General features: G+C 69.6%; 14 protein-coding genes. 7 read left to right on the top strand and 7 right to left on the bottom strand.

Translation table 11 applies throughout. The annotated features are described in order from the left end of the window. Entirely contained in the window at positions 1 to 489 is a 489-nt protein-coding gene (gene folK, locus I4Q42_RS17375; RefSeq protein ID WP_198577356.1) for a 2-amino-4-hydroxy-6-hydroxymethyldihydropteridine diphosphokinase, read from the bottom strand. A gap of 49 nt (positions 490 to 538) precedes the next feature. Between folK and I4Q42_RS17370 the strand changes: the two genes are divergently transcribed. Both I4Q42_RS17370 and I4Q42_RS17365 read left to right on the top strand, forming a co-directional pair. Continuing rightward, the gene (locus I4Q42_RS17370) at positions 539 to 1,141 is read left to right on the top strand and encodes a LabA-like NYN domain-containing protein (protein ID WP_198577355.1); all 603 of its coding nucleotides are present in this window, start codon (positions 539 to 541) and stop codon (positions 1,139 to 1,141) included. 11 nt (positions 1,142 to 1,152) lie between these two features. Then, positions 1,153 to 1,824 (top strand): uracil-DNA glycosylase, encoded by a 672-nt coding sequence (locus I4Q42_RS17365; RefSeq protein WP_198577354.1) that lies wholly within the window; start codon positions 1,153 to 1,155, stop codon positions 1,822 to 1,824. On the opposite strand, the gene I4Q42_RS26160 is transcribed toward I4Q42_RS17365, so the two are convergent. The 6 genes from I4Q42_RS26160 to glpK form a co-directional block, all read right to left on the bottom strand. Then, positions 1,806 to 2,378, bottom strand: coding sequence for a carboxymuconolactone decarboxylase family protein (locus I4Q42_RS26160; protein WP_232793246.1), 573 nt, complete (start codon positions 2,376 to 2,378; stop codon positions 1,806 to 1,808). The two genes, I4Q42_RS17365 and I4Q42_RS26160, sit on opposite strands and share 19 nt — an antisense overlap. Then, positions 2,375 to 2,788 (bottom strand): MerR family transcriptional regulator, encoded by a 414-nt coding sequence (locus I4Q42_RS17355; protein WP_198577353.1) that lies wholly within the window; start codon positions 2,786 to 2,788, stop codon positions 2,375 to 2,377. The genes I4Q42_RS26160 and I4Q42_RS17355 overlap by 4 nt, the downstream gene beginning before the upstream one ends. Before the next feature lie 60 nt (positions 2,789 to 2,848). Next, positions 2,849 to 3,691: an alpha/beta hydrolase gene (locus I4Q42_RS17350; protein ID WP_232793245.1), complete on the bottom strand. Its 843-nt coding sequence runs from the start codon at positions 3,689 to 3,691 to the stop codon at positions 2,849 to 2,851. Beyond that, positions 3,691 to 4,794, bottom strand: a complete 1,104-nt coding sequence (locus tag I4Q42_RS17345; protein ID WP_198577351.1) for a Gfo/Idh/MocA family protein — start codon at positions 4,792 to 4,794, stop codon at positions 3,691 to 3,693. The genes I4Q42_RS17350 and I4Q42_RS17345 overlap by 1 nt, the downstream gene beginning before the upstream one ends. Positions 4,795 to 4,918: 124 nt before the next feature. Further along, positions 4,919 to 5,881, bottom strand: a complete 963-nt coding sequence (locus I4Q42_RS17340) for an SMP-30/gluconolactonase/LRE family protein (protein ID WP_198577350.1) — start codon at positions 5,879 to 5,881, stop codon at positions 4,919 to 4,921. Between the two features lie 181 nt (positions 5,882 to 6,062). Then, positions 6,063 to 7,556 (bottom strand): glycerol kinase GlpK, encoded by a 1,494-nt coding sequence (glpK, locus tag I4Q42_RS17335; RefSeq protein ID WP_198577349.1) that lies wholly within the window; start codon positions 7,554 to 7,556, stop codon positions 6,063 to 6,065. A gap of 158 nt (positions 7,557 to 7,714) precedes the next feature. On the opposite strand from glpK, the gene I4Q42_RS17330 reads away from it, so the two are divergent. The 5 genes from I4Q42_RS17330 (at position 7,715) to I4Q42_RS17310 (ending at position 13,071) form a co-directional block, all read left to right on the top strand. Continuing rightward, complete coding sequence (locus I4Q42_RS17330) at positions 7,715 to 8,836, top strand: DUF2336 domain-containing protein (protein ID WP_198577348.1); 1,122 nt, start codon at positions 7,715 to 7,717, stop codon at positions 8,834 to 8,836. 59 nt (positions 8,837 to 8,895) lie between these two features. Continuing rightward, a complete protein-coding gene (locus I4Q42_RS17325; protein WP_198577347.1) occupies positions 8,896 to 9,675 on the top strand; it encodes an NAD kinase in 780 nt (259 codons plus the stop codon). Positions 9,676 to 9,782: 107 nt separating this feature from the next. After that, positions 9,783 to 10,265 (top strand): Hpt domain-containing protein, encoded by a 483-nt coding sequence (locus I4Q42_RS17320; protein WP_198577450.1) that lies wholly within the window; start codon positions 9,783 to 9,785, stop codon positions 10,263 to 10,265. A gap of 125 nt (positions 10,266 to 10,390) precedes the next feature. Continuing rightward, positions 10,391 to 11,599 (top strand): glycosyltransferase, encoded by a 1,209-nt coding sequence (locus I4Q42_RS17315; RefSeq protein ID WP_198577346.1) that lies wholly within the window; start codon positions 10,391 to 10,393, stop codon positions 11,597 to 11,599. Then, positions 11,491 to 13,071 carry a hypothetical protein gene (locus I4Q42_RS17310; protein ID WP_198577345.1) on the top strand — a complete coding sequence of 527 codons (1,581 nt, stop codon included), beginning with the start codon at positions 11,491 to 11,493 and terminating at the stop codon, positions 13,069 to 13,071. The genes I4Q42_RS17315 and I4Q42_RS17310 overlap by 109 nt, the downstream gene beginning before the upstream one ends. Positions 13,072 to 13,230: the final 159 nt, after the last annotated feature.

The following is a 13,230-nucleotide window of genomic DNA, read 5'->3' as shown; positions in this document are numbered from 1 at the left end:
TTACGGGTGGAGGGAAGGCCGCGCGTCCGCCCCCACCGTCGCCGTCGCCGCCAACTCGATCGCCGTCCGCCCCGACAGGGGATGCGTCCAGTCCGGCGCCACCTCGGCCAACGGCCCCATGACGAACAGCCGCTCGTGGGCGCGCGGGTGGGGCAGAACGAGGTTCCCTTCCATCACCGTCCGCCCATGGGCGATCAGGTCGAGATCTAAAGTCCGGGCGGCGTTGCGCTCGGCACGGGCGCGGCCGAACCTGGCCTCGATGCGATGCAAGGCCGCCAGGGCATCGGCCGGCTCCAGCACCGTCGCCACCAGCACGACGCCGTTCAGATAGGCCGGCCCCGTCGGATCGGGCCAGGCGGCCGAGGTCCACCAATTCGAGCGGGCAACCACCGCCATCCCCTCGCCGGCCAGCGCCGACACGGCGGCTTCCAACAAGGCCTCGCGACTCGTATAGGCTCCAGGCAGATTGCAGCCGAGGGCGACGACCACGGCCGCCTCCAAAGCATTTTGATCAAGCCGATATTTCAAGGATTTACCCGTGACCTTTTATCCGACCGAGCGGTTGGCGCTGTTCATCGACGGGGCCAATCTCTATTCCGCCGCCAAGGCGCTGGGCTTCGACATCGACTACCGCAAGCTCCTCGACGAGTTCAAGAAGCGCGGCCTGCTGGTGCGGGCTTACTACTATACCGCCATCGCCGAGAACGACGATTATTCGCCGATCCGGCCCCTGGTCGACTGGCTCGACTACAACGGCTTCACCCTGGTGACCAAGCCGGCCCGCGAATACACCGACAGCCAGGGCCGCAAGCGCTGGCGCGGCGACATGGACATCGAGATCGCGGTCGACATGCTGCAGATGGCCGACACCGTCGACCACCTGCTGCTGTTCTCGGGCGACGGCGACTTCCGCGCCCTGGTCGAGGCCGTGCAGCGCAAGGGCCGCCGAGTCACCGTGGTCTCGACCATGAAGAGCCAGCCGCCGATGACCAGCGACGACCTGCGCCGCCAGGCCGACAACTTCGTCGATCTGGCCGACCTGGGAAACATCATCGGCCGCCCGCAACGCGCGCCGCAACAGCGCTACAACGCCGCCGACGCCCGCACCCCGGCCGAGCGCGAAGCCGAAGACGAATACTGAAGGCCGACCACATGCAGCACTCCAACATCGTCGGCGAGGTCGTTCCCTCCCCGGCCGAGCCGCCCCGGGACTGCCCGCTGTGCCCGCGCCTGGTGGCCTATCGCCACGAGAACCAGGACCTCTATCCGGACTATTTCAACGGCCCGGCTCCATCGTTCGGCGACAAGGACGCCCGCCTGCTGGTCGTGGGTCTGGCTCCCGGCCGCAAGGGCGCCAACCGCACCGGCCGGCCGTTCACCGGCGACTATGCCGGCACGCTGCTCTACGACACCCTGATCAAGTTCGGCTTCGCCACCGGCAAGTTCGAGGCCCGGCCCGACGACTCGCTGAAGCTGGTCGGCTGCGCGGTGACCAACGCCGTCCGCTGCGCACCGCCCGGCAACAAGCCCGAGACCTCCGAAGAGAACACCTGCCGGCCGTTCCTGAAGGCCCGGCTGGAGATGTTCCCCAACCTCAAGGCCATCGTCACCCTGGGCGACGTCTCGCGCCGCAATGTGCTGAAGACCCTGGGCCTGAAGGCTTCGGCCGGCATCCCCGGCCACGGCTCGGAATTCCAGGCCGGTCCCTACCGCATCTTCAACAGTTATCACTGCTCGCGGCTGAACACGAACACCGGACGGCTGACGACGCCGATGTTCGAGGATCTGTTCGCGCGGGTGAAGGCTTACGTGGACGCGGCCTGAGCGGGTGGAAACGGCCGGCCAACGCCTGGTTCGAGCGGCAGGCGCAGGCTGTTGGCCAGCACGCCGACCGTCCGATAGTAGCCGGCCAGCATCAGCAGTTCGAGGATCGCCTCGGGCGTGAAGCGCTCGGCCAGATCGCGCCACAGGGCGTCATCGACGTCGCAGGCGTCGTTCAACTGGTCGGCCAGCCGGACTAGGACCCGATCGTCCTCTGTCCAGCAGTCCGCCTCGGCGTCGGCATGGACGCTCGCGTGCTGTTGGGCGTCGGAAAGCCCGGCCTCGTTCGCGAAATAGTGCACGCGCATCCCCCATTCGTAGGCGCAGCCGCAGCGCGCCGTGACCCGCAGCAGCAGCACCTCGCGCTGGCGGATCGTCAGGTGCGAGCCCGGCAGGTAGGTCACCGCCCCGCGTACGAAGGCCGTGTAGAGCCTCGGGTCGCGCGCCAGGACGGTGAACAGCTGGAACGGCGGCATCCAGTCGCGCGGCATGCGGTCGAACGAGGCCTGCACGGCTTCGGGCCAAGGCGGCTGGGCCGGCGCGATGCGGGCGCTCATGACCGAAGCTCCGGAGGGATCTCGGGATCGGGCGGACGGCGGCCCGAGCGTCCCCACTCGGCATAGAAGGCGATCTTGACCTCCAGCAGCCGCCGCGCCTCGGCCAGGGCGGCGATCTCGCCATCGACCCGTTCGAGATGGCGCGTCAGCATGGCCTCGCGTTCGCCAGCCGTCGCCCCGCCGCGCGCCGCCAGGGCCGCATAGGCCTTCATGTCGCCGACGCTCATGCCCGTACGCTTCAGCCGCCCCAGAAAGCGCAGCCAGCCGACATGGGCCTGGCGGTAGACCCGCCTGCGCCCGCCGTCGCGGGTCACGCCGGGGATCAGGCCCTGGGCCTCGTACCAGCGCAGGGCGTGGATGCTGCGCCCGGTCTCCCGGGCGATCTCGCCGATACTCAGATGCTCGACCATCGCGACCTCTCCGAATTCCGGAACGAGGCTACAAGGTAGAGCGCACTCTAGATCAAGGGCCTATGGCTTCTTCGTCCACCCGTTGTCGGCCAGCCAGTCGCGCAGCCGCTCCGGCCAGACCTTGATCGCGGCCTTTTCGGTGCGGAAGCCCATGTTGAAGGCGTGACCACCGCTCTGGAACAGGTGGAACTCGACAGGAACCTTGGCGGCGCGGAACTTCTGCAGCAGCTCCACCGGCGGGGCCGAGCAGCACTCGTCGTCGTCGGCCGCCAGGATGAAGGCCGGCGGCGCGTCGGTCGGGATCTTGTCGGGAATGCCGGCCGGGCCGGGATAGATCAGCACCTGGAAATCGGGCCGGCCGCTGACGGCGTCGACCGCATCGACCTTCGGATCCTTGGCCGTGGAGCCGTAGACGGCCAGGTCGACGACCTCGCCGCCGCCGGAAAAGCCCATCAGGCCGATCTTCTTCGGATCCACCCCGAACTCGGCGGCGCGCGAGCGCACCAGCCGCACGGCCCGCACCGCGTCCTGGCGGGCATGGTCGGTGGTGTAGGGCGAGCCTTCTTCCTGGCTGAGGCGGTATTTCAGCACGAACACCGCCACGCCCATGGGATTGAGCACCTTGGCGACATCGGTGCCTTCCGGATGGATGACCAGCATCTTGTGGCCGCCGCCCGGCAGCACGATCACCGCCGCGCCCGTGGCCTTGTCGGCCGGCGGCAGATAGGCCGTCACCGACGGGTCGTTGATCGACTTGGCCCAGTATTCGGCCGCCTGCTCGGGGATGGCCTTGCGGGCCTCGAAGCCCGGCGCGCCATTGGGCCACAGGGCCACGCGCTGCTGGGCGCAGGCCAGGCTCGGCAGGGCGACGGCGATCGTCGCGACGAGGATCCGGCGGCGCATCACAGCTTCACCGTCCGGCCTTCGCGGGCCGCCTTGTAGATGGCCTCGATAATCCGCAGGTCCTTCAGCCCCTCCTCGCCCGGGACGATCGGATCGCGGCCGGTGAGGATGCATTCCGACAGGTGGTCGAGCTGGCCGGCGAACTGGCTCTTGCTCACCGGCGGCGGCGTGCGGGGCTTGGCCTGGCCGTCGAGATTGGCCCGCATGGCCTGGCCCTGGTAGCTGGTGGCCGGATCGATCTCGACCCAGCCCTTGGGACCCGAGACCCGATAGCGGTTGCAGTTGGCGCTGTAGGTCGAGACGCAGTTGGCCGTTGCCCCGGACGGGAACAGGAGCTGGAAGTTGATGGTGTCCTCGACCTCGGCGAACACCGGGTTGGAGCGGTCGGTCGATTCCATGGCGTTGACCGCGATCGGCTCCTCGCCGGTCAGGTAGCGGGCGGCGTTGAGGCTGTAGATGCCGATGTCCATCAGGCTGCCGCCGCCCGACAGCGCCTTCTTGACCCGCCACATGGTCGGATCGCTGGCCGTCCAGCCGTGGTCGGCGACGACGGTCCGCACCGCCCCTAAGGCTCCGCCACGCGAGAGGGCGATGGCGTCAAGGTTGTGCGGCTCGAAGCGGCTGCGATAGCCGATCATCAGCTTGCGGCCGGCGGCCTTGCAGGCGGCGATCATCGCCTCGCAGTCGGCCGCCGTGCTGGCCATCGGCTTTTCGCACATCACGTGCTTGCCGGCCTTGGCGGCCCGCTCGGTGAACGGCCGGTGCAGGCTGTTGGGGGTGATCACATAGACGATGTCGACGGCCGGATTGTCGGCGATGCGGTCGAAGGTCTCGTAGGAATAGCGGCCGCTTTCCGGGATGCCGTACTGGGCGCCGTACCTGGCCAGCTTGTCGGGCGAGCCGCTGACCAGGGCGACCAGCCTGGAGTGCTCGCACTCGGCAAAGCGCGGCATGATGATCTGGGTGGCGTAGTAGCCCAGGCCCAGCACCGCATAGCCCAGCTTGCGGCCTTCGGCTTTCGCCTGGGCCAGGGCGGCGGCGGGGGCCGCTACCGCCAGCGCGCCGGCAGCGAGGCCGCCCTGAAGGAACGTGCGCTTGTCCATTACGAAACATCTCCGTCTTGAACCGCCCTCGTCCTTCGACAAGCTCAGGATGAGGGCTAATGCTGGCTCGGCGTCCGCTATGAATTCCTCACCCTGAGCCCGTCGAAGGGCGAGGAATTCACGCTCAGAAGACCAGTCCGGTCGTCTTCAGCCGCACCCGCGCCAGGGTCTTGTCGGCGGTCAGGAACAGGGTCTTGCCGTCCTCGCCGAAGGCGCAGTTGGCGATCGGACCGCCGGTCTCGATGACGCCGATCAGCTCGCCCGCCGGGGTGATCACCAGCACCCCGCCCGGCCCCGTGGCGTAGAGCCGCCCCTCGGTGTCCAGGCACATGCCGTCCGGCAGGCCCGGCCCGCCGGCCTTGTGCAGGGCCCCGGCGTCGAAGAACACCTTGCGCGAGGTCGGCAGGCCGTCGGCGCCCAGGTCGTAGGCCATGATCACCGGCCCTTCCGGATCGGAGACGGCGACGTACAGAACCTTCTCGTCGGGGCTCAGGGCCACGCCGTTGGGGAAGGTCAGCTTGTCGTCGACCACCGCCAGCGAGCCGTCGGCGCGGCGCAAATAGACGCCGTTGAAGCTCAGCTCCTTGGCCGGCGAGGCGTTCAGCCCTTCCAGGCCGTAGGGCGGATCGGTGAAGTAGATCGCGCCCGACTTGGCCACGGCCAGGTCGTTGGGGCTGTTGAAGCGCTTGCCCTCGTAGCGGTCGACGACGACCGACTTGGCCTTGGTCTTCAGGTCCAGTTTGGTGATCGCCCGGTAGCCGTGATTGCAGACCAGCAGGTCGCCCCTAGCGTCCAGCGCCATGCCGTTCGAACCCGGCTCGCGGAAGATCTTGGTCGGCGGGCCGTCATAGCCGGAAGGCTGCAGGAAGACGCTTTTGCCGTCCGTCCGGCTCCAGCGGTACATGATGTTGGCCGGCACGTCGGAGAAGACGAGATACTGGCCGTCCTTCACCCAGACCGGCCCTTCCGACCAGACGAAGCCGTCGGCCAGTTTTTCGATCTTGGCGTCCGGCGCGATCACGGCGTCGAGCGCGGGCGACAGGCGGCGGATCGAGCCCAGGGTTGGGGCGGCGGCTTGGGCGGACATCGAAAGGCCTCCGGCGGCGAGTGCGGCGCCGGCTCCAAGAGCCAGCGTGACAGTGCGGCGCGTCGCGGTCATGCGTGAGGCCTCCCTTGTGCGGTTATTGCTTTTGACAGCGATGTCATAGCAATGCCCGCCCAGGTTAGCGAGACGCTTGTCGACACGTCCTGAGATTTGCGGCGCTCCTTTAAGAACGCACGCGCGGCACGCAGTCCAGCCAGCGGGCATAGGCCGCCTCGCGAACGTGGACGGCCATGGCCGGCTTCAGGTCCTCGGCCGCGGGGCGGGCCTTGGCGGCCGCCTCCAGCGAGTCGTAGACCCCCGCCCCCAGCCCCGCGAACAGGGCCGCGCCCAGGGCCGTGGTCTCCTGGTAGCTGGCCCGCGCCACCGGCAGGCCGGTCAGGTCGGCCAGGCGCTGGCTGAACCAGGCGCTCTTGGACATGCCGCCGTCGATGCGCAGTTGGGCCTCGCCGAGGAAGGCGTCGGGCGCGTCGGCGCGCATGGCCTCGATCAGGTCGCGGCTCTGCAAGGCGCAGGCGTCGTAGGTGGCCGCGGCGATCTCGGGCAGGCCCGCGTCGCGCGTCAGGCCGAAGATCGCGCCGCGCGCCTTGGCGTCCCACCAGGGCGCGCCGAGACCCGTGAAGGCCGGCACCACGACCACGCCGTGGTCGGCCTTGGCCGAGCGGGCCAGGGCCTCGGCCGAGCGCGGACCGCCGGTGATCCCCAGGCCCTCGCCCAGCCACTGGATCGCCGCCCCGGCCACGAAGATCGAGCCTTCGAGGGCATAGGTCGTCTGGCCGTTCACCCGCGCCGCCACCGTCGTCAGCAGCCGCGAGGCCGAGACCGGCCGGGTCGTCCCGGTGTTGATCAGCATGAAGCAGCCTGTGCCGTAGGTGGCCTTCATCTCGCCGGGGCGGATGCAGCCCTGCCCCATCAGCGCCGCCTGCTGGTCGCCGGCCACGCCGCGGATCGGCAGCGGCCGCCCCAGCACCTGGGCCCCGACCTCGCCGAAGTCGGCCGCGCAGTCGAGCACCTGCGGCAGCAGCGAACGCGGCACGCCGAACAGGTCGAGCATCGGTTGCGACCAGTCCTGGGTCTGGATGTCGAACAGCAGGGTGCGCGAGGCGTTGGTGGCGTCGGTGACGTGGCGCGCCCCGCCCGTCAGCTTCCAGATCACCCAGCTGTCCATGGTGCCGGCCAGCAGTTCGCCCGCCTCGGCCCTGGCCCGCGCGCCGCGCACGTTGTCGAGCAGCCAGGCGATCTTGGTGGCCGAGAAATAGGGGTCGAGCAGCAGGCCGGTGGCGGCCGTGACCTCGGCTTCCTTGCCGTCCTTTCGCAGCGCCTCACAGGCCTCGGCCGTGCGGCGGTCCTGCCAGACGATGGCCGGATGGATCGGGCGGCCCGTGGCCTTGTCCCAGACCACCAACGTCTCGCGCTGGTTGGTGATTCCCAGGGCGACGACCTCGTCGAGGTCCGCGCCCGACTTTTCGACCGCCTCGCGGATCACCCCCACACAGGCGGCGGCGATCTCGTCGGCGTCGTGCTCGACCCAGCCGTCGTGCGGATAGCTCTGGCGCAGAGGCCGGCCGGCCTCGGCCAGGGCCGCACCCTCGCTGTCGAACAGGATCGCCCGCGTGCTCGTGGTGCCCTGGTCCAGAGCCAGGATCAGTGCTCGCCCCATAGGCGTTTCCTCTATCGCGACCTGGGATTCATCTGCGACAGAGCGCCGCTATTCTCCAGGTTCAATGGCTTGACCTGTTTAAACATGTTTTCATCAGGAAACACCAAGGTGGCCAAAGTCTCGTTTGGCGCCCCCAAGTTTGGCGTTCGAGGAGGGTCGTGAGCCAGGCCGCACAGACCGCCGCGCTTCTATCCCTGGCCCGCAGCCGCGAGCCGGAAGATCGCGAGCGCCTGCTTTCCGGCATCATCGACCTTTGCGAAACCGGCGAGGCCCAGGGTCAGCCGGCCGCGCCCGAAATCCAGATCCTGCTCGATTCGATCTTCATGAGCCTGGTGGTCGAGGCCGAGCGCGACATCCGCCAGCGCCTGGCCGAACGCCTGGCCGACGCGGCCTGGGCGCCCTCGACCCTGGTCAACATCCTGGCCCTCGACGAGATCGAGATCGCCCGCCCGATCATCGCCCGCAGCCCGGTGCTGCAGGACCACGACCTGATCCGCCTGCTGGTCCAGGCCACGCTGGAACACCAGATCGAGGTCGCCCGCCGTCCCAACCTGCACTCGCCGGTCGTCGAGGCCATCCTCACCCAGGGCGAGCCGGCCGTGCTGACCGCCCTGGCCGGCAACACCACCGCCCAGATCAGCGCCGACGCCATGGGCCGGCTGGTGGCCGAGGCCAAGGACGTGGTCGCCCTGCGCTCGCCCCTGGCCCGCCATCCGGGCCTGTCGCCCCTGCTGGCCGAGCAGCTCTATCTGTGGGTCGGCCGCGCCCTGCGCGACGCCCTGGCCGACCGCTTCGAGCTCGACCCGGCCAAGCTGCGCGCCGCCGTCGACGAGGCCACCCATGGCGCCCACCTCGGCCTGCAACCCACCGCGGCCGGCGCCGTGACCATCGAGGACGAGGCCGACCGCGAGGAGATGGAGGCGGCCCTGGTCGAGAAGCTCGACTCCGCCGGCCAACTGCGTCCCGGCTATTTGCTGCGCGTGCTGCGCGAAGGCCGCCTGCCGCTGTTCGTCTTCGCCATGGCGCGGCTGGGGCGTTTCGACGTGCGCCAGGTGCGCCGCGCCATCGACAGCAACCGCCCCGAACTGCTGGCCCTGGCCTGCTCGGCGGTCGGCATCGACCGCAGCGTCTTCCCGACCATCCTCGAGCTCGTGCGGCAGCTGAACGGCGGCCGTCCCGGCGGCGGCGCGGAAGCCGCCCGCAAGGCCAGCGGCGCCTTTGGCCCGTTCCGCCCCGACATCGCCGCCATGGCCTTCCGCCAAGCCGTCAGCGCCGCCTGACGGAGGCTTTGACCGCCGTCGTTTGACAACACCGGGGCGATCCCGCCACTTGGGGCGGCATGTTCCAAGCCCAGCCTTATTCGACTCGCCTGACCTTCCAGGCCAGCGACCGCCCCGAGGCCCAGGAGGCTCGCGAGCGCCTGACCGCCCGCTATGGCGACGCCGGCGACGACGCCCAGATCGTGGTGGCCCTGGGCGGCGACGGCTTCATGCTGGAGATGCTGCACGAGACCATCCGCAGCCAGCGGCCGATCTACGGCATGAACCGCGGCTCGGTCGGCTTCCTGATGAACGAGTACAGCGAGGACGACCTTCTGGGCCGGATCAACGCCGCCGAGCGCGCCGTCATCCACCCCCTGGCCATGGTCGCCATCGATTCCCGCCGCCGGCAGCACCGGGCCCTGGCGATCAACGAGGTCTCGCTGCTGCGCCAGACCCGCCAGACCGCCAAGCTGCGGATCTCGATCGACGGCAAGGTGCGGATGGGCGAGCTGGTCTGCGACGGCGCCCTGGTGGCCACGCCGGCCGGCTCCACGGCCTACAATCTGTCGGCCCACGGGCCGATCATCCCGATCGGCGCCCAGGTGCTGGCCCTGACCCCGATCAGCGCGTTTCGACCCAGGCGGTGGCGGGGCGCGCTTTTGCCGCAGAACGCGAGGGTGACGTTCGAGGTCCTGGAATGCGATAAGAGGCCCGTCAGCGCCGTGGCCGACAATTACGAAGTCCGCGACGTCGTCGAGGTGCACATCTCCGAGGACCGAGGCTTGACCCTGTCGATGCTGTTCGACGCGGGCCGCAGTCTGGAGGAGCGCGTACTGACCGAACAGTTTTCGGCTTAGATACAGTCGGAAATGTAATAATGGGCGTGAAGCGAGACGGTCGTCTCACTCATTCTTAACGCCTGGCATGTGACCGTTCCCTAAGTAACGCCGACGGGGAGGCGACCCTGATGAACAAGCCCACCGCTGAAGTAATCCAGGTTCCGAACATGCTGAAGCTCAAGGTGGGCGGACGCGGCGGCATCGACATGGCCGCGATCGCCAAGGCCGAGGCGGCCTTGAAGAGCCTGTCGGGCAACTTCGCCCAATGGCTCGACGACGAGATCACCAAGCTGGAAGCCGCGCGCCAGGGCGTGCGGGCTGACGGCCTGACCGCCGTGACGGTCGAGACCCTCTATCTGCGCGCCCACGACCTTAAGGGCCTGGGGGCCACCTACGAATTTCCGCTGATCACCCGCCTGGCCGCTTCTCTGTGCAAGCTGATCGACGATCCGGCTACCCGCCTGTCGGCGCCGATGTTCCTCGTCGACGCCCATATCGACGCGATCAAGGCCTGCGTGCGCGACAGCATCAAGACCGACGAACATCCCGTCGGACGGGCCCTGTCCCACGAGCTGGAAGGCCGCGTGGCGGAATATCTGGCCGGCTGATCCCTGCCAGAATGCCCTTTGCGTCAGAGCGGTAACACGTTCGACGAACGCCCGATACCAAGCCAACAAACTGCCGGCGGAGTTATCCCGGAACCTGTCGCTCCCGATCACGGAGCGCCGTTCCCATGGGTCCGCACACCACCACCATCCGTCCCGCGCGCCGGGCCCCCTCGCCCGCCGCCGCCGACTGGAACCTGCCCCAGGTCTCGGTGGTCATCTGCACCCTCGACGAACACGAGGCCATCGGCGGCGTGCTGGAAGCCCTCAGCGCCGACCTCGCCGACGTCTTCCATGAAATCATCGTCGTCGATGACTCGGCCGACGACCGCACGGCCCGGGCGGTGCTCGACGTCGCCATGCGCCGTCCCGCCATCCGCCTGCTCAAACGCGACGGGGTCGGCGGCCTGGCCTCGGCCGCGATCGCCGGCTGGGACAGCGCCCGAGGCGCGACCCTGGCGGTCATGGACGGCGACGGCCAGCACGATCCGCGCCTTATCGGCGCCATGCTGCGCAAGATGGCCAAGGGCGAGCCCGACCTGGTGGTCGCCAGCCGCTATCTCGACGGCGCGGGCTCGGGCCTGTCCGGCGTCCGCCACGCCATCAGCCGCGGCGGCGTCAACCTGGCGGGCGCGCTGCTGGGCCTGCGCCTGGCCGACCCGATGAGCGGCTGCTTTCTGATGACCCGAGACTGGTACCAGGCCGTGCGCCCCCGCCTGTCGGGCGTCGGCTTCAAGATCCTGGTCGACGTCGTCGCCTCGGGCCAGCGCCGGCCCGCCGCCGTCCAGATCCCCACCGCCCTGCTGCCGAGGGCCGGCGGCGAGTCCAAGCTCGACCTGCGGGTGGCCTTCGACCTGATCGGCCTGCTGGCCGAGAAGCGCACCAACGGCGTGCTGTCGGCGCGGCTGTTCCAGTTCCTGGCGGTCGGAGTCAGCGGCCTCGTCGTACACCTGGGCGTGCTGGGCGCGACCCAGGCCGCCGACATGGCCTTCTGGTCGGGCCAGACCATCGCCATACTGATCGCCATGAGCTGGAACTTCGCGCTCAACAACGTCCTGACCTTCCGCGACAAGCGCCTGCGCGGCGCGGCCCTGTGGCGCGGCCTGCTCAGCTTCTACGCCGCCTGCCTGGGCGGGGCCCTGATCAACGACCTGGCCGGCGCGGGCCTCAACGCCATCGGCGCGTCCTGGGCCCTGGCCGGGGCCGGCGGGGCGGTGCTGGGCGCGCTGTGGAACTACCACGCCTCGCGCCGGGTCACCTGGCGCGACGAGGCCGACCATGCCGAGAACGATGCGGCCGAAGCCGCCGCGCCGCTGGCCGGGGAGAGCCGCGCCTGACGTCTTCGCCCTCCCCCGACCGCCGCGCCTGGATCCTGGCCGGCGGCCTCCTGCTGGCCGCCGCCTTCGCGATCCGCGCCTGGCAGTTCGGTAATCCGCTGATCCATGTCGACGAGAACTTCTACCTGCTGGTCGGCGACCGCATGCTGCACGGGGCCCTGCCCTATGTGGACATCTGGGACCGCAAGCCGGTCGGGCTGTTCGTGCTCTACGCCGCCATCCGCCTGCTCGGCGGCGACGGGATCGTTCAGTACCAGGTGGTCGCCACGCTGTTCGCGGCCGGAACCGCCCTGCTGATCGCCCGGCTCGCGGCGCCGGCGGCCGGGATCGTCGCGGCGACCGCGGCCGGGCTCGTCTACCTGCTGGCCCTGCCCCTGGCCGGCGGCTGGGGCGGCCAGGCGCCGGTGTTCTACAACCTGCTGCTCGTCGGCGCGGCCCTGGCGGCGTTCAAGGCCCTGCGCAGCGACGACGCCCGTTCGGTGCGACGACTGGGCTGCCTGGCCATGCTGCTGGTCGGCCTGGGCCTGCAGCTGAAGTACACCGTGGTGTTCGAGGGCTTCGCGTTCGGCGTGCTGCTGCTGGGCGTCTCCTGGCGGGTGTCGAAGTCGTGGACCCGGCTGGCGCTCGACGCCGCCCTCTGGATCGGCATGGCCCTGATGCCGACCGTTCTGGCCCTGGTCTTCTACGCCTGGCGTGGCGAGACCGAGGCCTTCGTCTACGCCAACTTCCTGTCGATCGGCGCGCGCTCGGGCGCCAGCGAGGCCGAGCTCGCCTGGCGCCTGCTGAAGGCCTGCCGTCTGCTGGTCCCTCCCCTGATCGGCGTCGGCCTGGCGGCCTGGATCGGCGGCTGGCGAGCCCGGCCCGGCGGCAAGCTCGCCTTCGGCTTCGCGGTCGCCTGGCTGGCCGCGGCCATCGGCGGCTACCTGGCGTTCGGCACCTTCTTCGACCACTACGCCTTGCCGCTGCTGGCGCCGCTGGCGGTGGCCATGGCCCCGCTGTTCGCCGCCCGCCCGCGTCGGCTGGGTGTCATTCTCGCTACCGGCCTGATCGCCGTGATGGGGATCGCCGATGGCGTGGCCTACGTGCGCGGCCAGGCCAAGCGCGGCGGCGCGGCGCAGATGAGCGAGCTGCTGGCCGCCATCCGCCCGGGCCTGTCGCAAGGCCTGTGGGTCTGGAACGGCGACAGCATCCTCTATCACCTGACCGGCGCGCCCATGCCTTCGCGCTGGCCGTTCGCCGGCCACCTGAACCTGCTGCGCGAACACGGCGCGATCGGCGTCGACCAGGAGACCGAGGTGCGGCGCATCCTGGCGACGAAGCCCGGCGTCATCGTCGACCGCACGCCGCGCGCCCGGGACTTCAACTTCGCCGTGGTGCGGATCATCGATGCGGAGCTGGCTGCTCACTATCGCGTAGTGAAGACCGTGAAGCTCAGCAAGTCGTCGCTGGTGGTGTACCAGCGGGCCGATTGAGGGAAATCCTCCCTCTCTGGGGGAGGTGGCGCGAGGCGCCGGAGGGGGCCGTTTTCAGCTTCCGCCCTCTTTACATGAAGTCATCGCCCGGCTTGTCCGGGCGACCCAAACGGCGTGTCAGGATGCGGCTCATTCAGCTTGGGTCGCCCGCATGAAGCG

The sequence above is a fragment of the Caulobacter hibisci genome, from assembly GCF_016135805.1.
In the GTDB taxonomy this organism is placed as follows: Bacteria; Pseudomonadota; Alphaproteobacteria; order Caulobacterales; family Caulobacteraceae; genus Caulobacter; species Caulobacter hibisci.
This window is presented reverse-complemented; position numbering and strand designations above follow the sequence as displayed.

Coding starts and splice junctions, on each gene's coding strand:
- I4Q42_RS17350 (WP_232793245.1), bottom strand. CDS start 3,691: ATGCGCCGCCGGATCCTCGTCGCGACGATCGCCGTCGCCCTGCCGAGC.
- I4Q42_RS17365 (WP_198577354.1), top strand. CDS start 1,153: ATGCAGCACTCCAACATCGTCGGCGAGGTCGTTCCCTCCCCGGCCGAG.
- I4Q42_RS17325 (WP_198577347.1), top strand. CDS start 8,896: ATGTTCCAAGCCCAGCCTTATTCGACTCGCCTGACCTTCCAGGCCAGC.
- I4Q42_RS17315 (WP_198577346.1), top strand. CDS start 10,391: ATGGGTCCGCACACCACCACCATCCGTCCCGCGCGCCGGGCCCCCTCG.
- I4Q42_RS17340 (WP_198577350.1), bottom strand. CDS start 5,881: ATGTCCGCCCAAGCCGCCGCCCCAACCCTGGGCTCGATCCGCCGCCTG.
- I4Q42_RS17345 (WP_198577351.1), bottom strand. CDS start 4,794: ATGGACAAGCGCACGTTCCTTCAGGGCGGCCTCGCTGCCGGCGCGCTG.
- glpK (WP_198577349.1), bottom strand. CDS start 7,556: ATGGGGCGAGCACTGATCCTGGCTCTGGACCAGGGCACCACGAGCACG.
- I4Q42_RS26160 (WP_232793246.1), bottom strand. CDS start 2,378: ATGAGCGCCCGCATCGCGCCGGCCCAGCCGCCTTGGCCCGAAGCCGTG.
- I4Q42_RS17355 (WP_198577353.1), bottom strand. CDS start 2,788: ATGGTCGAGCATCTGAGTATCGGCGAGATCGCCCGGGAGACCGGGCGC.